The 18,845-nt window shown below is 71.4% G+C and carries 17 protein-coding genes; 6 read left to right on the top strand and 11 right to left on the bottom strand.

Features of this window, described 5'->3' with window-relative positions; translation table 11 throughout:
• Positions 1 to 280: 280 nt before the first annotated feature.
• On the bottom strand, positions 281 to 1,444 hold the full coding sequence (locus tag ABZ478_RS27710; RefSeq protein WP_359553386.1) for a citrate synthase/methylcitrate synthase: 1,164 nt from the start codon (positions 1,442 to 1,444) through the stop codon (positions 281 to 283).
• A 123-nt stretch (positions 1,445 to 1,567) separates the two neighbouring features.
• Between ABZ478_RS27710 and ABZ478_RS27705 the strand changes: the two genes are divergently transcribed.
• The 4 genes from ABZ478_RS27705 to ABZ478_RS27690 all read left to right on the top strand — a co-directional run bounded on the left by ABZ478_RS27705 (position 1,568) and on the right by ABZ478_RS27690 (position 6,354).
• The gene (locus ABZ478_RS27705; RefSeq protein WP_359553385.1) at positions 1,568 to 2,827 is read left to right on the top strand and encodes a citrate synthase; all 1,260 of its coding nucleotides are present in this window, start codon (positions 1,568 to 1,570) and stop codon (positions 2,825 to 2,827) included.
• Between the two features lie 101 nt (positions 2,828 to 2,928).
• Positions 2,929 to 3,870 carry a sucrase ferredoxin gene (locus ABZ478_RS27700; RefSeq protein ID WP_359553384.1) on the top strand — a complete coding sequence of 314 codons (942 nt, stop codon included), beginning with the start codon at positions 2,929 to 2,931 and terminating at the stop codon, positions 3,868 to 3,870.
• 97 nt (positions 3,871 to 3,967) lie between these two features.
• Complete coding sequence (locus tag ABZ478_RS27695) at positions 3,968 to 5,677, top strand: sensor histidine kinase (RefSeq protein WP_359553383.1); 1,710 nt, start codon at positions 3,968 to 3,970, stop codon at positions 5,675 to 5,677.
• Positions 5,674 to 6,354 (top strand): response regulator, encoded by a 681-nt coding sequence (locus ABZ478_RS27690; protein ID WP_359553382.1) that lies wholly within the window; start codon positions 5,674 to 5,676, stop codon positions 6,352 to 6,354. Before ABZ478_RS27695 ends, ABZ478_RS27690 begins: the two co-directional genes overlap by 4 nt.
• Before the next feature lie 18 nt (positions 6,355 to 6,372).
• Here ABZ478_RS27690 and ABZ478_RS27685 read toward each other — a convergent pair whose 3' ends face one another.
• From ABZ478_RS27685 to ABZ478_RS27675, 3 genes are all read right to left on the bottom strand, one after another.
• Positions 6,373 to 7,428, bottom strand: coding sequence for an ABC transporter substrate-binding protein (locus tag ABZ478_RS27685; RefSeq protein ID WP_359553380.1), 1,056 nt, complete (start codon positions 7,426 to 7,428; stop codon positions 6,373 to 6,375).
• Between the two features lie 90 nt (positions 7,429 to 7,518).
• The gene (locus tag ABZ478_RS27680; protein ID WP_359553378.1) at positions 7,519 to 8,382 is read right to left on the bottom strand and encodes an ABC transporter permease; all 864 of its coding nucleotides are present in this window, start codon (positions 8,380 to 8,382) and stop codon (positions 7,519 to 7,521) included.
• Positions 8,372 to 9,187: an ABC transporter ATP-binding protein gene (locus ABZ478_RS27675; protein WP_359553377.1), complete on the bottom strand. Its 816-nt coding sequence runs from the start codon at positions 9,185 to 9,187 to the stop codon at positions 8,372 to 8,374. The genes ABZ478_RS27680 and ABZ478_RS27675 overlap by 11 nt, the downstream gene beginning before the upstream one ends.
• Positions 9,188 to 9,345: 158 nt before the next feature.
• Between ABZ478_RS27675 and ABZ478_RS27670 the strand changes: the two genes are divergently transcribed.
• Complete coding sequence (locus tag ABZ478_RS27670; protein ID WP_359553376.1) at positions 9,346 to 10,038, top strand: response regulator; 693 nt, start codon at positions 9,346 to 9,348, stop codon at positions 10,036 to 10,038.
• A gap of 77 nt (positions 10,039 to 10,115) precedes the next feature.
• Here the strand turns inward: ABZ478_RS27670 and ABZ478_RS27665 are convergent, their stop codons facing one another.
• The 6 genes from ABZ478_RS27665 to ABZ478_RS27640 all read right to left on the bottom strand — a co-directional run bounded on the left by ABZ478_RS27665 (position 10,116) and on the right by ABZ478_RS27640 (position 17,086).
• Positions 10,116 to 11,708 (bottom strand): cation acetate symporter, encoded by a 1,593-nt coding sequence (locus tag ABZ478_RS27665; protein ID WP_359553374.1) that lies wholly within the window; start codon positions 11,706 to 11,708, stop codon positions 10,116 to 10,118.
• A complete protein-coding gene (locus tag ABZ478_RS27660; RefSeq protein WP_359553373.1) occupies positions 11,705 to 12,253 on the bottom strand; it encodes a DUF485 domain-containing protein in 549 nt (182 codons plus the stop codon). The genes ABZ478_RS27665 and ABZ478_RS27660 overlap by 4 nt, the downstream gene beginning before the upstream one ends.
• A gap of 69 nt (positions 12,254 to 12,322) precedes the next feature.
• Positions 12,323 to 13,003: a response regulator transcription factor gene (locus ABZ478_RS27655; protein ID WP_359553371.1), complete on the bottom strand. Its 681-nt coding sequence runs from the start codon at positions 13,001 to 13,003 to the stop codon at positions 12,323 to 12,325.
• Entirely contained in the window at positions 13,000 to 14,151 is a 1,152-nt protein-coding gene (locus ABZ478_RS27650; protein ID WP_359553370.1) for a histidine kinase, read from the bottom strand. Before ABZ478_RS27650 ends, ABZ478_RS27655 begins: the two co-directional genes overlap by 4 nt.
• Complete coding sequence (locus ABZ478_RS27645) at positions 14,148 to 14,669, bottom strand: DUF1453 domain-containing protein (protein ID WP_359553368.1); 522 nt, start codon at positions 14,667 to 14,669, stop codon at positions 14,148 to 14,150. Before ABZ478_RS27645 ends, ABZ478_RS27650 begins: the two co-directional genes overlap by 4 nt.
• A 293-nt stretch (positions 14,670 to 14,962) precedes the next feature.
• Positions 14,963 to 17,086, bottom strand: coding sequence for a DNA topoisomerase IV subunit B (locus ABZ478_RS27640; protein WP_359553366.1), 2,124 nt, complete (start codon positions 17,084 to 17,086; stop codon positions 14,963 to 14,965).
• Positions 17,087 to 17,525: 439 nt separating this feature from the next.
• Here ABZ478_RS27640 and ABZ478_RS27635 point away from each other — a divergent pair, with 439 nt between their 5' ends.
• Complete coding sequence (locus ABZ478_RS27635) at positions 17,526 to 17,756, top strand: hypothetical protein (RefSeq protein WP_359553365.1); 231 nt, start codon at positions 17,526 to 17,528, stop codon at positions 17,754 to 17,756.
• Positions 17,757 to 17,857: 101 nt separating this feature from the next.
• Here the strand turns inward: ABZ478_RS27635 and ABZ478_RS27630 are convergent, their stop codons facing one another.
• Entirely contained in the window at positions 17,858 to 18,736 is an 879-nt protein-coding gene (locus ABZ478_RS27630) for a serine protease (protein ID WP_359553363.1), read from the bottom strand.
• Between the last annotated feature and the right edge of the window lie 109 nt (positions 18,737 to 18,845).

Here is an 18,845-nt window from a genome sequence, read left to right as displayed (position 1 = left end):
ACCGGCTCGTGGCCGGGCGCGCGGAATTGCGGTAATCGACTGCGCGACCAGGATACGAGCGGGAGGAGACACGACGGCTTGCACGCCGGCGTGCTTGCCCGCACGCCCCGCGACGGCCGCTCGACCCGGGTGCCGACCGGGCGCCGGGGCGGCTCCGGCGCGGCCCCGGGTCGTTTCGGGTCGGATCCGGGTCGGATCCAGGTCGGCTCCGGTCATTCGGGGTCGGCTCCCGGGTGGCTCCAGGTCGTACTGGGCCCGGCCTCCCGCCGCCTTCGTCGCCTCAGGCCGCCGGCGGCACCGCGACCGGCGGCTCCGGGCCCACGTAGCGTGCCACCGGCCGAATGATCTTCGGGTCCGCGGCCTGTTCCAGGATGTTGGCGCTCCAGCCCACCACCCGGGCCGCGGCGAAGGTGGGGGTGAACATCTCCCTCGGCAGGCCGCACAGTTCCATGACCACGCCCGCGTAGTACTCGACGTTGGTGTGCAGTTCGCGGCCCGGCTTCAGTTCGGTGAGGACCGCCTCGACGTGCCGTTCGACCTCGACGGCCAGATCGACGCGCGGGCCGCCGAAGCCGAGGGCGATGTCGCGCAGCATCCGTGAACGGGGGTCCTCCGTGCGGTAGACGGCATGGCCGAAGCCCATGACGCGGTCACCGGCGAGCACCCGCTCCCTGATCCAGGCGTCGGCCCGGTCCGGCGTTCCGATCGCGTCCAGGGTGTCGAGCGCGCGGCTCGGCGCCCCGCCGTGCAGCGGCCCGGACAGGGCGCCCACGGCTCCGACCAGACAGGCGGCCACGTCGGCGCCCGTGGACGCGATGACCCGTGCGGTGAACGTTGACGCGTTGAATCCGTGGTCAATGGTTGAGATCAGGTATTGCTCGACCGCACGCGCCCGTCGCGGGTCCGGCTCCTCGCCCGTGAGCATGTAGAGGTAGTTCGCTGCGTAGGGCAGGTCCTCGCGGGGCTCGACGGGCTCGAGGCCCTGCCCGAGCCGGTACAGCGCGGTGAGCAGCGTGGGCACGGCCGCGCAGGCGGCCACGGTGTCGGCACGCCGCTGCTCCGGGTCCGTGTCGTAGACCGGGCGGAACCCCCGCGCGGCCCCCAGCAGCGACAGCGCGGTCCGCAGGCCGGCCAGTGGCCCGTCGCCGCGGCCGGCCGCGGCGACGGCGGGAAGGGCCGCGCGGACCTCCTCGGGCAACCGGCGCAGCCTCGCGGTCTCGGCGGCGAAGGACGCGGCGCGGTCGGGCCCGGGGAGGGTTCCGTGCACCAGGAGGTGCCAGACGTCCTCGAAGCCGCGGGTCAGCGCGAGTTCGACGGCCGAGTACTGCCGGTAGTGATAGAAGCCCTCGATTCCGCGGACGTCTCCGACACGGGTGTCGGTGACGACGACCCCGGCGAGGCCACGCGGTACCTCGACACGGGGTGCGGTCCTGTTGACGGACATGGTGTCTCCTCCCTGGACTTGATCCGACTGTCCATGCTTGACTCAAGTACTGTCAATATTGATTCAATCAATACTTACATGCCCTACCGATCAAGGTAGGGAGGGACGGCTACGGTGACCTCCATGCGCGATCACGACCCCGCTCCCGACCGGCGGCCCGGGCGAAGGCTGAGCACCAGGGAGACCGCCGAGCTGCTCGGGGTGAAGCCGGAGACGGTGTACGCCTATGTGAGCCGCGGCCTGCTCGGCAGCAGGCGCGAACCCGGTGGCCGCGCCAGCACCTTCGACGCGAAGGAGGTCGAGACGCTCGCTCGGCGCAACCGCCGGGAAGCCGCGGGGAGTCCGGGCTCCGGGGGTGAGCTGTCCGTACGGACCCGCATCACCCTCATCGAGGAGGACCGCTACTACTTCCGCGGTGTCGACGCCACCGAGCTGGCCGCGCGCCACTCCTACGAGGAGGTCGCGGAGTGGCTGTGGACGGGCCGGTTGACGCCGGGCGCCGCCTTCACCGCGCCGGGGACCACCGTCGAGGTCGCCCGCCGCGCCGTGAACGCCCTGCCGGAGCACACCTCCCCGGCCGACCGGCTGCGGGTGGCGGCCATCGCCGCGGCGGCCGAGGATCCGTTGCGCTTCGATCTCTCCGAGGAGACGGTGCTGGGTACCGGGCGCACCCTCATCCCCACGCTCGTGGCCGCGCTGCCGCCCGTCCGGCACGACCACGAGGACGACGGCCCGCTGGCCCACCGCCTGTGGGGCCGGCTGACCGGCCGCCGCGCCGACGAGGCCTCGCTGCGCGTCCTGGACACCGCCCTCGCCCTGCTCGCCGACCACGACCTGGCCGCCTCGACGCTCGCCGTCCGGGTCGCCGCGTCGGCCCGCGCGCACGCGTACGCGGCCGTCTCGGCCGGGCTCGGCGTCCTGGAGGGCCCGCTGCACGGCGCCGCCAGCGGGCTGGCCCACCGGATGCTGCTCGATGTGCTGGACCAGGGCACCGCGGTCCCGGTGATCGCGGACGAACTGCGGGCGGGGCGGCGTGTTCCCGGGCTGGGGCACCGGCTCTACTCCGGCGAGGACCCCCGCGCGCGCGTGCTGTTCGGCCTCCTGGAGCAGGTGCCGCACGCGGAGCCCGCGCTTCTCGCGGCCCGCGACGTCGTCGCCACGACCGCCCGGCACGCCCCGCTGCACGCCAACGTCGACCTGGCGCTCGCGGTGTTCACCGCCTCCTGCGGCATGCCCGCCCCCGCCGGAGAGACGATCTTCGCCGTCGCCCGCACGGCGGGCTGGATCGCGCACACCCTGGAGGAGTACGGCGAACGCCCGCTACGCATGCGCCCGAGCGGTCACTACGTCGGCCCGCGTCCCCCGCAGCCCCTGCCGGAGTGACGCCGTCCGAACCTCCGCCGGGGTGAGCCCGCGGCGCCGCCGGAGCGGACACGGGCCCGGCCGGAAGTCGCCCCACCGGCAGCCAGGTTAGGCTCACCTCTGTGAGTAGGTGCGCGACCGTCTCCCGGAACCTCGACGAGCCCGTGTCCGCCACGGCCGCCACGGCGACGACGTGGCTGCTGCTGGAGCAGTCCGGGCCGTGGGGCGCCAAGGCGCTCACTTCGAGCCATCTGGACCCCGTGGTCGGCCGCGCCCTGGAGGCCGCCGCCGAGGGAACCGGCGTCCGCGTCGCTTTCGTCCGGCGCCCCGGCCGGCACGCCGACCCCGGCACCCCGGAACCGCGCCAGGTGTACGCGGCGCACACGGTGCCCGGGAGCGTGTGGCTGCACAGCGCCACCATCCGCGACCCGCGCCGTCTGCTCGACCTCGACCTCACCGCTCTCGGCGCCGGCGACCACCGCTCCTTCGGCACGGCGCTCGGCGGCGGGCCGCACACCGGCGATCCGCTGGCGCTCGTCTGCACCAACGGCAAGCGCGACCGCTGCTGCGCCCTCCTCGGCCGCCCGCTCGCCGCCGAGCTGGCCGCCTCCGGTGTCCGGGGCGTCTGGGAGGTCACCCATCTGGGTGGTCATCGCTTCTCGCCGACAGTGCTCGTGCTGCCGTACGGCTACGCCTACGGCCGGGTGGAGGCGCACACCGTCGAGGCGGTCCTGCACGGCGTCCAGGAGGGGCGCGTGGTGCTGGAGGGCTGCCGCGGGTGTTCCGCCTGGGAACGGCCCGGCCAGGCCGCCGAGCTGGCCGTGCGCTCGGTGGCGGGTGTGCACCGGGCCGGCGCGCTGAACGTCGTACGGACCGAGGGCAGGGCGCCCCGCTGGGAGGTCACCGTCGCCCATGCCGACGGCCGCCGCTGGCGCGTCTCGGTGGCACAGGGCGCGTCCTTGCCGCCCCGCCCGGAGAGCTGCGGCGCCTCGGTGCTGGGCGCTCCGGCGCGCATGGACGTGGTCGCGGTGCGCGAGCTGCGGACGACGGCGCTGGCGAGCTGAACCCGGCGCCCCGGCCACGGCTCCGTCGGGCACCGGCCGGGAGATCCCCGCCACACCGGCTGGGGCCGGGCCGGGCCGCCCACGTACCGTCGTCGGTATGAGCCCCACTCCCCCCGCACGCCGCCTGCGCCTCGGTCTGCCCCGGCGGGTGTTCTCGCAGGTGCTGCTGATGCAGGTGGCGATCGCCGCGGGAGTCGCGGTGCTCGCGACGGGGCTGTTCCTGGCGCCGCTGAGCAAACAGCTGGACCAGGAGGCCATGCGCCGGGCGCTGGCCATCGCCCAGACCACGGCACAGGACCCGGAGATCGCCGAGGGTGTGCTGACCACCCCGCCGAGCAGGAACGGCCCGGTGCAGCGGGAGGCCGAACGGATCCGGCACGCCACCAGCGCCGAGTACATCGTGGTGCTGGACCTCCACTGGGTGCGGTGGTCGCACCCCACCCCGGAACAGATCGGACGGCAGGTCTCCACCGATCCCAGGGACGCGCTGGAAGGCAGGGAGGTCATGGAGATCGACAAGGGCACCCTGGGCCGCTCCGCGCGGGGGAAGGTGCCGCTGTACGACGCCGATCACCGGATCATCGGGGCGGTGTCGGTCGGCATCGCCTACGACAGCGTGCGCGCCCGGCTGCTCGCCGCGATACCGGGTCTGTTCGCGTACGCGGGCGGGGCCCTAGCGGTGGGCGCGCTGGCCGCCTGGCTGATCTCGCGCCGGGTGCAGCGGCAGACCAGGGACCTGGCCTTCTCGGACATCTCGGCCCTGCTCGCCGAGCGCGAGGCGATGCTGCACGGCATCAGGGAGGGCGTGGTCGCGCTCGGCCGCGGCGGCCGCATCCGTCTGCTGAACGACGAGGCCCGGCGGCTGCTGGGGCTCGGCGACGAGGCCGTCGGCAAGTCGCTGGACGAGGCACTGGGCGAGGGCCGCACCGCGGACGTCCTCGCCGGCCGGGTGACCGGTACCGATCTGCTGACCGTGCGCGGACAGCGGGTCCTGGTCGCCAACCGCATGCCCACCGACGACGGGGGCGCCGTGGCCACCCTGCGCGACCGCACCGAGCTGGAGCAGCTGGGCCGTGAACTCGACTCCACCCGTGGCCTGATCGACGCGCTGCGCGCGCAGGACCACGAGCACGCCAACCGCATGCACACCTTGCTCGGCCTGCTGGAACTCGAGATGTACGACGACGCCGTGGAGTTCGTCGGCGAGGTCGTCGGTGACCACCGGGTCACCGCCGAGCAGGTCACGGAGAAGATCCAGGACCCGCTGCTGGCCGCCCTGCTGGTCGGCAAGGCGACCGTCGCCGCCGAGCGCGGGGTCGCCCTGTGGGTGTCGGAGCACACCCGGCTCCCGGACCGGCTCGTCGACCCGCGCGGGCTCGTGACGGTCGTGGGCAACCTGGTGGACAACGCCCTGGACGCGGTCGCGGGCACCCCGCACGCGCGCGTGGAGGTCGAGTTGCGCACCGAGGGCCGCACGGTCGTGCTGAGAGTGAGCGACACCGGTCCCGGGATTCCGGCGGACCAGCGGGAGCTCGTCTTCACGGACGGGTGGTCCACCAAGAAGCCGCCCGCGCACGGCAAGCGGGGCCTGGGGCTTCCGCTGGTGCGCCGGCTCGCCGAACGGCAGGGTGGTGGCGCGACGGTGGGCACGGCCGACGGCGGCGGCGCGGAGTTCACCGTCGTACTGCCCGAGGCGCTCACCGACGCGCTGGGCGCTGCGGGCCAGGAGCCCGCGCTCAGCGGGCCCGGCGCGTCCGGGACGGCCACGGCCGGGGCGCCGGCCACCGCCGGGGAGGAGGCACGGTGATCGAGGTCCTGGTCGTGGACGACGACACCCGCGTCGCCCGCGTCAACGCCGCCTACGTCGGGAAGGTGCCGGGCTTCCATGTGGCCGGCGAGGCGCACAACGCGGCCGAGGCGCTGCGCCTGCTGGACGCGCTGCCCCGCCTCGACCTGGTCCTCATGGACCACTACCTGCCCGACGACACCGGGCTCGCGGTGGTGCGGGAGATGCGCCGGCGCGGCCACCAGACCGACGTCATCATGGTGACGGCCGCGCGGGACGTCTCGACCGTACAGGCGGCCATGCGGCACGGTGCGCTGCAGTACCTGGTGAAGCCGTTCGCGTTCGCGGGACTGCGGGCCAAGCTGGAGGCGTACGCCGTGCTGCGCCGGACGCTGGACGGCGGCGGTGAGGCCGAACAGGCCGAGGTGGACCGGATGTTCGGCGCCCTGTCCGCGCCGTCGGAGCCCGTGCTGCCCAAGGGGCACTCCCCCACCACCGCCGAACTGGTGCGCCGGGCCCTGATGCAGGCCGAAGGCGCCCTGTCCGCGCAGGAGATCGCCGATCTCACCGGTGTGAGCCGGCAGACCGCCCAGCGCTATCTCAAGCTCCTGGAGCGGACCGGACGGGCCCGGCTGACGCTCAAATACGGCGACGCGGGCCGCCCGGAACACCGTTACGTGTGGGCGACCCGCGTCTGAGCGGGTTCGTCGCGCGCGCTACTTGGCGGCCTCGACGAACTCGGTGGTGTACGTCTTCTTCAGGTCCACCTTGGCGTTCTTGATGTTGGGGTTGAACGCCTTGAGGACCTTCTCGACGGTCTCGGGACCGTTCGCCGGCATCACGCCGTCCTTGGTGAACATCGGCAGCGTGCTCTTGATCGCCTCCGCGTAGAGCGCCTTGTCGCCCTGGGAGTAGTCGGCGGGCATCTTGGCGGCGATCTCGGAGGCGCTGTGGCTGGACATCCACTTGAGCGTCTTGACGAACGCGTCGGCCAGCTTCTGGACGGTCTCCTTGTGCCCGTTCACCCAGTCCGTCTGCATGTACAGACTGGACGACGGGTACGGCCCGCCCAGCGCCTCCTGGGAGCCCTCGGGGGTGCGCATGTCGAGGAGGATCTTCCCGGCCTTCTTGTCCAGGATGGTGGCGACGGTCGGGTCGGTGGTCATACCGGCGTCGATCGAGCCCTGCTGCAGCGCCGCGATGAAGGTGGGGCCGGCGCCCACGGCGACCGGGGTGAACTCGCTGACGTTCACGCCGTTCTTGACCGCGAGGTACTTGGTGAGGAAGTCGGTCGAGGAACCGAGGCCGGTGACGCCGAGCTTCCTGCCCTTGAAGTCCTTCGGAGAGGTGACGTCCCCCGCCTTCTTGGCGGCGACGACCTCCACCTCGCCGGGGGCGTGCGAGAACTGCACGACGGACTCCACGGCCTTGCCCTTGGTCTGCAGGTCGAGGGTGTGGTCGTAGAAGCCGACGGCGCCCTGGACCTGGCCGGAGACGAGCGCGGTCTCGGCCTGGACACCGGCGGGCTCGCTGAGCAGTTCCACGTCGAGGCCCTCGGAGTCGAAGTAGCCGAGGCGCTGGGTGAGCATGGCCGGCAGGTAGATGACCTTGTCCAGGCCACCGACCATGATCTTGACCTTCGTGCCCTTGCCGTCGCCCTTGCTGCCGCCGGCCGAGGTGCTGCTCGCCGCGTCATTGGCGCAGGCGGTGAGCGAGGAGAGGGCGAGCAGGCCGGAGACGGCGAGCGAGGCGTATCTGGCGGTCTTGCGCATGAGGGTTCACGTCCTTGTGAGGGGGCGGTGCGGGGAGGGGGGGCGTCCTGGGGGTGCCACGGCTGCGCAGCGGCGCCGGGCGGCCCGGGCTCAGTGGTCGGAGTTCGCCGGCTTCCACCGGAAGATGCGGCGTTCGGCGAAGGTCAGCAGCCCCTCGGCGAGGAGCGCGACGACCGCGAGAATGACCATCGCGGCGTAGACGCCGGCGGCGTTGAAGGTTCCCTGGGACGCGGCGACGAGCAGGCCGATGCCCTTCGTGGCGCCGATGTACTCGCCGACGATCGCGCCGATGAGGGCGAAGCCGAAGCTGACGTGGAGGCTGGTGAAGATCCAGGAGGTCGCCGACGGGACGACCACCTGCAGCGTCACCTTGCGGTCGCTCGCGCCGAGGATCCGGGCATTGGCGACCAGGTTGCGGTCGACCTCCCGGGCGCCCTGGAAGGCGTTGAAGAACACCGGGAAGAACACCAGCACCACGGCCGACGCGACCTTGGAGGCGGGGCCCAGGCCGAACCAGATCACGAAGATCGGGGCCAGGACGATCCTGGGAAGGGAGTTGAGGACCTTGATGTAAGGACCGAGGACATCGGCGAGGAAGGCGATCCGCCCCAGAGCGATACCGAACACCACACCGGCGATGACACCGATGGCCCAGCCGAGCAGCGCCTCGTGCAGCGTGTACCAGACCTGCTCGCCCAGGGAGCCCTGCGCGGTCCCGTGCATCACCCAGGTGCTGATCTGGTCCCAGATCTTCGAGGGCATCGAGAAGTTGAACGGATCGATGACCTCGGCCCGGGACAGCGCCTCCCACAGACCGAGCACGGCCACCAGGAGGAGCACCCGCGCGACGGTGACGACCACCTTGCGTCTGCGGGCGGCCTGGGCCCGCGACTGCGCGCGGCCCGGCCCCTTCACCGTGTCGACGACCGGCGTGCTGAGCACCTCAGGCGACATTCGCGGCACCCCTTTCCCGGGTGATGCGGACCTCTTCGCCGAGGGACTCCCAGATCTCGCGGTAGATCTCGATGAACCGCGGCTCCAGCCGTACCGACTCGACTTTGCGCGGCCTCGGCAGATCGATGTCGAAGACCTGCTTCACGGTCGCGGGCCCCGCGGTCATCACGACGACCTTGTCGGCCAGCGCGATGGACTCCTCCAGGTCGTGGGTGACGAAGACGACCGAGGCGCCCGTGCCCTCCCACAGCTCCAGCAGCTCGTCCGACATCAGCGCGCGGGTCTGCACGTCGAGCGCCGAGAACGGCTCGTCCATCAGCAGGATCTCGGGATCGTTGACGAAGGTGGCCGCGAGGGCGACGCGCTTGCGCTGGCCACCGGAGAGCTGGTGCGGATAGCGGTCCTCGAAGGCCGCGAGACCGACCCGGGCCAGCCATTCGCGGGCCTTCTGCTTGGCCTCCGCCTTGGGCACGCCACGGAAGCGGGGGCCCGCCATCACATTGGACAGCACCGTCCGCCAGGGGAAGGTGGCGTCCTGCTGGAAGACGAAGCCGACCTTGTCACCGACGCCGTCGACCGACTCCCCGGCCACCAGCACCTCGCCCTCGCTGGGCTCCTCCAGTCCGCTGACCAGGGTCAGCGTGGTGGACTTCCCGCAGCCGGTCGGCCCGACGACGGCCACGAACTCGCCGCGCCGCACGGTGAGGTCCAGGCCGCGCACGGCCGTGTGCAGACCCCCCGACGGGGTCCTGAAGGTTTTGCTCGCGCCCCGTAGCTCGATGGCGGGGCTGGTGTCTGTGCTCATGGCCCGGGACGGTAGATGTGGCCCCGGCCACAGCAGCAGTCTTGTGAGCACATGCCGTTCTTTTGCTCGCAAGCACCTGTTGTGCTCATTTTGCTCGCGTTACAACTGCGGAGCCGAAACACGGGCTTAACGCTCGCCGGCCTTGGAGGAGAGGCCCGATGATTGACGTCCTGGTCGTGGACGACGACTTCCGCGTCGCAGAGATAAACGCCAAGTACGTGGGAAAGGTTCCCGGTTTCCGGGTGGCCGCCCGCGCGCACAGCGCCGCGCAGGCACTGGCCGCCCTCGAACGCGCCGCCATCGACCTGGTTCTGCTCGACCACTACCTGCCGGACCGGACCGGTCTCGAACTCGTCCACCGCATGCGGGAGCAGGGACACGGCACCGACGTCATCATGATCACGGCGGCCGGCGATGTCACGACCGTCCAGCAGGCCATGCGCCTGGGCGCCCTGCACTATCTGGTCAAACCCTTCACCTTCGCCTCCCTGCGCACCCGCCTGGACTCCTACGCGGCCCTGCGCCGCACCGTCGACCGGGTCGGCGGCCGGGGCCTGACAGGTCAGGAGCAGGTCGACCGGATCTTCGGCGCGCTGCGCACGTCCCCCGCGCCCTCCGCGCCGGGTTTGCCCAGCGGCCACTCGGAACCCACCACGGACCTCATCTGCGATGTGCTGCACGGTTCGGACCAGCCGCTGTCCGCCCACGAGGTCGCGGCGCGCACCGGCCTGAGCCGCTCCACGGCCCAGCGCTACCTCCGCCACCTGGAACAGGCGGGCCGTCTCAGCCTCTCCCTGAAGTACGGCGACACCGGCCGCCCGGAACACCGTTACGCGTGGGTGGCGCCGTAGGCGCCGGTGCCCACCGGCCACCGCGCCGCACCGCGCCCGCGCGCGGCGCGCCTGTCCACGCCTCTGTTTCGGTCCCGCTACGCGGCGCCCGCGCCGGTCAGCGACCGAACCTCGGTCTCCGCGTACTTGGCCTCGTCGGCGACCTCGTCCGAGGTGACCGTGCCCAGCCAGCCGGCCAGAAAGCCCAGCGGGATGGAGACGATGCCCGGGTTCTGCAGCGGGAAGTACTGCAGATCGATGTCCGGGAACAGCGACCCCGGACTGCCGGACACCACCGGGGACAGCAGCACCAGCACGAGAGCCGGGATCAGTCCGCCGTATACGGCCCACACCGCACCGCGGGTGGTGAAGGCACGCCAGAAAAGTGAGTACACCAGCACCGGCAGGTTCGCCGACGCGGCCACGGCGAAGGCGAGACCGACGAGGAAGGCGACGTTCAGGTCGCGGGCCAGCAGACCGAGAGCGATCGCGACGACGCCGATGCCCACGGCCGCGACGCGGGCCACCGCGACCTCGCCGCGCGCCTTGGTGCGCGGCCGCCGCAGCGACGCGTACAGATCATGGGCCACGGACACCGAGGAGGCGAGGGTGATCCCGGCGACCACCGCGAGGATCGTCGCGAAGGCGACGGCGGCGACCACCGCGAACAGCACCGTCCCGCCCGTGGAGCCGACGCCCCCGCCGAGATCCAGGGCGAGCAGGGGCATCGCCGTGTTCCCGGCCGCGTTGGAGCGACGCAGGGCCTCGGGGCCCACCACTGCCGCGGCCCCGAATCCGAGCACGATCGCCATCAGGTAGAAGCCGCCGATCAGGCCGATGGACCACACCGCGGAACGGCGGGCGGCCCGTGCGGTGGGCACGGTGTAGAAGCGGGAGAGGATGTGCGGCAGCCCCGCCGTGCCCAGCACCAGGGCGAGGCCCAGGCTGATGAAGTCGAGGCGGGCGGTCCAGCTCCCGCTGTACTTCAGCCCCGGCGCCAGGAACGCGTCCCCGTGGCCGCTTCGTTCCGCCGCCGTGACCAGCAGCCGGTTCACGTCGCCGTGGAAGCGCACCAGTACCAGCACGGTCAGCGCGACCGTCCCGCCGAGCAGCAGCACCGCCTTCACGATCTGGATCCAGGTGGTGGCCCGCATCCCGCCCAGGGACACATAGGTCACCATCAGGGCGCCGACCGCGATGACCGCCCACACCTGGGCCGTCCCGCTCGCGCGCCCCAGCAGCAGTGCCACCAGGCTGCCGGCGCCCACCATCTGGGCCACCAGGTACAGAACGGACACCGTGACCGAGGCGGTTCCCGCCGCGATCCGCACCGGCCGCTCACTCATCCGCGCGGCGACCACGTCGGCGAGCGTGAAGCGCCCGCAGTTGCGCACCAGTTCCGCCACCAGGAACAGCACGACCAGCCAGGCCACGAGGAAGCCCACCACGTACAGCAGCCCGTCGTACCCGTAGAGCGCGATGAGACCGGTGACCCCGAGGAAGGAGGCGGCCGACACGTAGTCGCCCGAGACCGCGAAACCGTTCTCCATCGGGGAGAACAACCGCCCGCCGGCGTAGAACTCCTCCGCGGAGCCGTGCCGTCTGCGGCTCACCCATGTCGTGATGGCCAGGGTCACGGCCACGAACCCGCTGAACAACAGCAGTGCCAGTGTCTGGTGTTCATCGGTCACGAGGCGCCTCCCCGGGCTCCACGGGTCAGTTCTTGTGTGTCCCAGCGCAGTTCCAGCGCGAGCCGGTCCCGGCGCAGCCGAGCATGCCTGACGTAGCCCCAGGTGAGCAGGAAGGTGCTGAGGAACTGCCCGAGCCCGGCCAGCATCCCCACGTTCACCGCCCCCACCACCGGCCTGGCCATGAGCCCCGGAGCGGTCGTCGCGGTGACCACGTAACCCACGTACCAGACGAGGAAGGCGGCGCCTCCCGGCACCACGAACCTCCGGTACCGGCCGCGTACCTCCTGGAAGGCCTCGCTGCGCTGCACCTCGAGGTACACGTCGCGGGCGCGGACCGCCGCCGCGTCCCGCTCACCGCGTGCGGCCGGTACGGCCCGGGCCGACGCGCCGGTGCCGTCCGGTTCGCCCCAGCCGGAGGCCAGGGCGTCGTACCAGGGGTCCTCGTACCTCACCTCGCGGGAGGCCGTGCCGTGGTCTTCGTGATTGCCGGCCGCACTCCCGGCACCGTCCCCGGCTCCCCGGGCACGACCGTCGCTTGACTGCATACCCAAGGATGGACAGACCGGGAAGTTCCGTGACTTCTCTTCCCGGAACGCTTCACCCCATCAGGTGACTCATTTCACGGGAGGCCGCACCAGTCCCTTCGCGTAGGCGTAACGCACCGCCTGCGCCCGGTCCTTGAGGCCCGTCTTGGCGAAGAGATTGTTGATGTGGGTCTTCACGGTGGCCGTGGAGACGTGCAGCCGGCGCGCGATCTCCTGGTTGGTGAGCCCCTCGGCGATCAGCACCAGGACCTCGGCCTCCCGCGCGGTCAGCCCGTCGGGCGCCTCGGTCACGGCGGGTACGGGCGCGGGCTCCGACAGTCTCTCCAGCAGGCGCCGCTGGACGCTCGGCGCCAGTCCCGCCTCTCCCGACAGAACGCTCTCCACGGCCCGCACGATCTCGTCGCCGCCCGCGTCCTTGGTCAGATAGCCGCGGGCTCCGGCGTGCAGCGCGGGGAACAGCGACTCGTCGTCCCCGAAGGTGGTGAGCACCACCACCTGGGTACCCGGGTACTCCGACCGGATCCGGCGCGTGGCCTCCACCCCGTCGCAGCGCGGCATCCGCAGGTCCATCAGCACTACATCCGGGGCGAGTTCGGCGACCAGCCGCACCGCCTCCTCGCCGTCGCCGGCGGACCCTACTACTTCCAGACCGGGCAGCAGGCCCAGCAGCATCACGATGCCTTCGCGGACCACGGTCTGGTCGTCGGCGACCACGACCCGCGCGGCCTTCCTCTCCCCCGGCTCCGTCATACGGGCACCTTCAGCGTCACCACGAACCCTTCCTCGTCCGGTCCCGCGTCGAGCGAACCGCCCAGCAGCTCGGCGCGCTCCCGCATCCCCCGCAGACCGTACCCGCCGCCGGCACCCGTGAGTTCGCCCGGACGCCCACCCGAGTCCCGTACGCCCAGTGTCACTTCGTGCTCGCCGTAGTCGAGCCACAGCTGCACTTTGGCACCCTGGGCATGCTTGCGGACGTTGGTCAGTGCCTCCTGCGCGACGCGTCGCACGGCCTGCGACGCCTCGGCCGGCAGAGGTCTGCGCTCACCCGTGACGGTGACATCGGCACCGTCGGCCGCACTGACGAGTCCGGTCAGGAACTCCTCCAGCGGAGTCAGCTCGCCCCGCAGCGCGCTCAGCGCCTGCCTGGTCTCGGCGAGGCCGTCACGGGCCATGCCCCGGGCGGCCACCACCCGCTCCAGGATCTGGTCCCGGTCCGCGCCGCGCTCGATGAGCAGCCGGGCGGCCTCCAGGTGCACCAGCTGCGCCGAGAGGCTGTGCGCGAGCACATCGTGGATCTCCCGGGCGATCCTCGCCCGTTCGGCCAGCGCGGCCGACTCCGCCTCGGCGGCCCGGGCGGCGCGTGCCTGGGCCAGTAGCCGCTGTGCGCCGCCCCGGGCCTCCGCGTCGAGCCGCAGTACGTATCCGGCGAGGGCCATGCCCGCCACCGTGGCGGCGGTGGTGAGCCACACGTCGTTGTTGAAGGCGGAGAACGAGGCCAGTGCCACGGACGTCACGGGCAGCGCGGCACCCAGGGGCAGCCGCTCCAGGGCCGAGACTCCGCAACCGCACCAGATCACCAGGGCCGGTCCTCTGAACCCGGTGGCCTCGGCCGTCACCGCGATGCCCAGAAGCACCGCCATGAGGGCGAGCGAGGACACCAGCCGGTGCTCATAGGTGGTGTGGAAGAACGCCCACGAGACGAGGCCGGCCAGCAGGACTGCCGCCGCGGCCGCGAGCGCACCCCAGATGCCGACGTGTCTCTGACTGAAAGCGCCCCACAGCAGCAGGGCGAGTACCAGGAACCGGACCGCCCAGGCGAGCATCCGCCGGGGCCGGCTGGTGCCGGCCCGGCCCAGCGCCTCCCGGGTCGGCCAGCGGGTCAGAGCGTTCTCCGTCACACGCGCTCCTTCCAGGCGAGCCGCACGTCGTCACCGTACGCGGGGGCCGGGCGGCACGAGGGGCCGAGGGACTGTGCCCGCCAGGCCAGGACCCCGGCGCGTACCAGCAGGGTGCCGGCGAGGCCCAGCATCAGCGCGGAACTGTCCTGGTGCACGCCTGACGCGGCGCCGAGGGCGAAGAGGCCGGCTCGCAGGGTTATGCCGACGAGCCAGACGACGGCACTGGCCTTGGTGCTCCTGGTCCACACGACACCGTCCGGCGCCGTCCAGATCCGCGTGGTCCAGGCCCAGCCGGCGCCCGTGAACGCGCCGATGAGCAGTTCGACGGCGAGCAGGGTGACCGAGGCCGTGGGGTGGTGGTCGTCGACTATGCCGGGTTCACGCAGTGCCACCACAGCGAGGAGCACGGGCAGCGGCCACCAGCGCCGGTCCGTGTCGATCGCGCGGGCACGGAACTGCCGCACGATCACCACGGCGGCGACGGCCACGATCACCAGCGCGTTGACGAACCCGGACATCACTGCCTCCGTGAGCGAGAAGGTGCGGTCGGGAGCGGGTGCCGCCGACACCATCGAAGCTACGGAAACCCGCCGGTCGGGAGATCGGAGCGGGGGTGGATCGCGGGTGGAATCAACGGGCCGGCGTCTCTCCACCCACGGGTGGAGAGACGCCCGGGTGGAGAGACGGGCAAGGCACACCGTTGGTTTAAGAGACCCCGGCTCTCACCGGTCTCGACGTAGGAGTGACCACATGGCGGTCGGCCGGCCGCTCGCCCGGAGCGGACCGGCCGGCCGGCGCCGGGGTGGTGCGGCTACGCGTCGATCCGTGACCTGTCCAGGGTGGCCGCCGAGCCGGAGATGAACTCCTTGCGCGGTGCCACGTCGTTGCCCATGAGCAGGTCGAAGACCTGTTCAGCGGCCTCCAGGTCGGACAGGTTGATCCGGCGCAGGGTGCGGTGACGCGGGTCCATCGTGGTCTCGGCCAGCTGGTCGGCGTCCATCTCGCCCAGGCCCTTGTAGCGCTGGATCGAGTCCTTGTACCGGATGCCCTTGCTCTGGAACTCCATGAGTTTGTCGCGCAGCTCGCGGTCCGAGTACGTGTAGACGTACTTGTCCTGGCCCTTCTTCGGCTGGATCAGCTCGATGCGGTGCAGCGGCGGCACCGCGGCGAAGACCCGCCCGGACTCGACCATGGGCCGCATGTAGCGCTGGAACAGCGTCAGCAGCAGACAGCGGATGTGGGAACCGTCCACATCGGCGTCGGTCATCATGATGATCTTGCCGTAGCGGGCCGCGTCGATGTCGAAGGTGCGGCCCGAGCCCGCCCCTATGACCTGGATGATCGCGCCGCATTCGGCGTTCTTGAGCATGTCGGTCACCGACGACCGCTGCACGTTGAGGATCTTGCCGCGAATGGGCAGCAGCGCCTGGAACTCGGAGTTCCGAGCCAGCTTCGCCGTACCGAGCGCCGAGTCGCCCTCGACGATGAACAGCTCGCTGCGGTCGACGTCGTCGCTGCGGCAGTCGGCGAGCTTCGCCGGAAGGGAAGAGGACTCCAGGGCGGTCTTGCGCCGCTGCGCGTCCTTGTGCTGGCGGGCCGCGACCCGGGTGCGGGCGGCGGCGACCACCTTCTCCATCACGACCCGGGCCTGGGCGGCCGCGTCCCGCTTGGTGGAGGTCAGGAACGCCTTCAGTTCCTTGGTGACCACGTTGTTCACGATGCGGCGGGCCGCCGAGGTGCCGAGGACCTCCTTGGTCTGGCCCTCGAACTGCGGCTCCGCGAGGCGGACCGTGACGACGGCGGTGAGACCCTCCAGAGCGTCGTCCTTGACGATGTTGTCCTCGGCGACGCGGAGCATCTTCTTGGCCCGCAGCACCTCGTTCATCGTCTGCGTGATGGCCTGCTCGAAGCCGGCGACGTGGGTGCCGCCCTTGGGGGTGGCGATGATGTTCACGAACGACCGCAGCTTCGCGTCGTAGCCGGTTCCCCAGCGCAGCGCGACGTCGACGCCGAGCTCACGCGCGACCTCGGTCGGGGTCATCTGACCGTGCTCGTCCAGGACCGGGACGGTCTCCTTGAAGGTGCCCTGCCCCGAGAAGCGGAGGACGTCGCAGACCGCCTTGTCGCTCGCCAGGTACTCGCAGAACTCGCTGATGCCGCCGTCGAAGCGGAAGGACTCCTCACCCTTGCTGCCGCCCTCGCCGAGTCCGAACTCGTCCCGCACGACGATGGTCAGGCCCGGCACCAGGAAGGCGGTCTGCCGGGCACGCTGGTGCAGGTTCTCCAGGGAGAGCTTGGCGTCCTTCAGGAAGATCTGCCGGTCGGCCCAGTACCGCACGCGCGTGCCGGTACGCGTCTTGGGGATCTTCTTGCTCTTGGCCAGGCCGCTCCCGGCCTCGAACTTGGCCTCGGCCCCGTTACCGCGGAAGGCCCCCGGAACGCCGCGCCGGAAGCTGATGGCGTGGGTGTGACCACCGCGGTCCACCTCGACGTCGAGGCGGGCCGAGAGGGCGTTGACCACGGAGGCGCCGACGCCGTGCAGTCCGCCGGAGGCGGCGTAGGAGCCACCGCCGAACTTGCCGCCGGCGTGGAGCTTGGTCATCACGACCTCGACGCCGGACAGGCCGGTCTTGGGCTCCACGTCCACGGGGATGCCGCGGCCGTTGTCCCGCACCTCGACGGAGGCGTCGTCGTGGAGGATCACATCGATGTGGTCGCAGTAGCCGCCCAGGGCCTCGTCCACGGAGTTGTCGATGATCTCCCACAGACAGTGCATCAGACCGCGACTGTCTGTCGAGCCGATGTACATACCCGGGCGCTTCCGCACGGCCTCGAGGCCCTCGAGGACGAGCAGGTGCCGCGCGGTGTAGTTGGAACCGTCCCGGTCTGCTCCTGCCAGCAGCGCTGTGGACGGCACGGACGTATCGGCGGTCACGCGGTTCGCTCCTCGCTGAATTTCAGATGACCCCCTCGTGGGTAAGGGGTTGGCTTCGGTTGCCGCTCAGAGGGTACCGAGGCCTGGTAGAGCCGTTGTAACGCAACCCTCGTCGAAATCTCAGCCTAGTCCACAGTCGCATGGATGTTCGATCCCTCGATGGGGTGAAGTCCACATCACGTTCCCTTGGAGGCATGAACCATTTAGGCTCCGGGCACGTCCTCATGAACAACCGGCAAGCCAGCCGGGAGGACAGAGACCGGATACCGCGCGAAACCGTAAGCACCCAAGAGACGCACTACGGCACATTCGCCGCCACCCGGCAGCAGACAGCCGCCCCGGAAGATTTTTTCCAGAAAAAGCCACGAGCGGGAACGTTTTCGGGCTGGTTGGATGTTGACCCTGGTACGACAGCTCGTCGAGCTAGAGAAGAGGCGACGTGACTACTGTTCTGACCCCCGCGAGCCCGCTGACGGCCGCCGATCGCTGCGACCGCTGCGGCGCCCAGGCATACCTGCGCGTCGTCCTGCTCAGCGGCGGAGAACTGCTCTTCTGCGCCCACCACGGTCGCAAGTTCGAGCCGGAACTCAAGAAGATCGCCGCTGAGATACAGGACGAGACGGAGCGGCTGACGTCCGCTCCGAGCGAGGCTTCCGACGAAGAGCGCTGAATCTCGCACCCACGACGAGCCAGCGCCGGCACAGGCCGGTGAACGGGCGGCCGCTCCTGTCCCCAGGAGCGGCCGCCCGTGTTCATGCCTCTGTGAAGCCCTCAGGAGTCCTTCCGGGGCCGCTGCGGACCCGCAGCCGGCTCTCCCGGGCCCCGGAGGACTCCCAGGCCCCGGAGGACGTCGGACACCCGTGTGTAGACACCGGGGTCTCCGGGCTGGCCGCATCCGCTCCCCCAGGACACCAGGCCGATCAGCCGGCCCGATGCCACGAGCGGGCCCCCGCTGTCGCCCTGGCAGGCGTCAGGGCCGCCTGCGGGCTCTCCGGCGCAGAGCATGGTGTCGGCCCGGTAGGTCCCGTCCGGACCACCGGGATAGGCGCGGGCGCAGACGTCGTCCGCCAGCACCTTTACGTGCGCGGCGCGGAGGTGGCGCGGGTACGCCCCGCCGCCCGTGGTGTCTCCCCAGCCGGAGACCAGTGCCTTCGTCCCGGGCTTGTACGCTGTATCGCCTTCGGGCGCCATCGCCACCACGGCGCCGCGCGGCAGCGGCTGGGCGAGAGTGAGCACCGCGAAGTCGCCGGAGTTGCCCGCGACGTCGTAGCGCGGATTCACCCGGGCATCCCGTACGGCGATCTCCTCGCCCTCGGTGGACAGCAGGTCCGTACGGCTCGCTATGACTCGCAGGTCTCGCACCTGGTTCGGCGGCGCCCCGAGGACCTCATCGGCCATGCAGTGGGCCGCGGTGAGCACGGTGGTCCGTGAGACCGCCACGCCGCCGCAGAACTGCCCCGCCCGCGTACCCCCGAACCGGTCACGGCTCGACAGCGCCACGGTCCAGGGAGCCTGTGAGACGTCTATCGGGAACCCCCCGACGACCACGCCGCCGGGGGCCGCGACGGCAGGGGTGGTCAGGGGTATGGCGGTCATCACGGCCACGAGGGCCAGGGGCCCGATCAGTGCCCGGGCAATCGAACGGCACATACGGCCTCCTCACTCTGGGGTGGTACTGGAACACCCAGAGTCATTCAGGCTGCCGTCGCGCGCAGCACGAAGGCCCGGCCCCCGAGGGGGCCGGGCCTTCGGCATCGAA

Origin of the sequence: Streptomyces sp. NPDC005706 (assembly GCF_040631045.1) — a bacterium.
Taxonomy (GTDB): Bacteria; Actinomycetota; Actinomycetes; order Streptomycetales; family Streptomycetaceae; genus Streptomyces.
The sequence above is the reverse complement of the archived record's forward strand: the minus strand, read 5'-3'. Positions and strand labels throughout refer to the sequence as shown.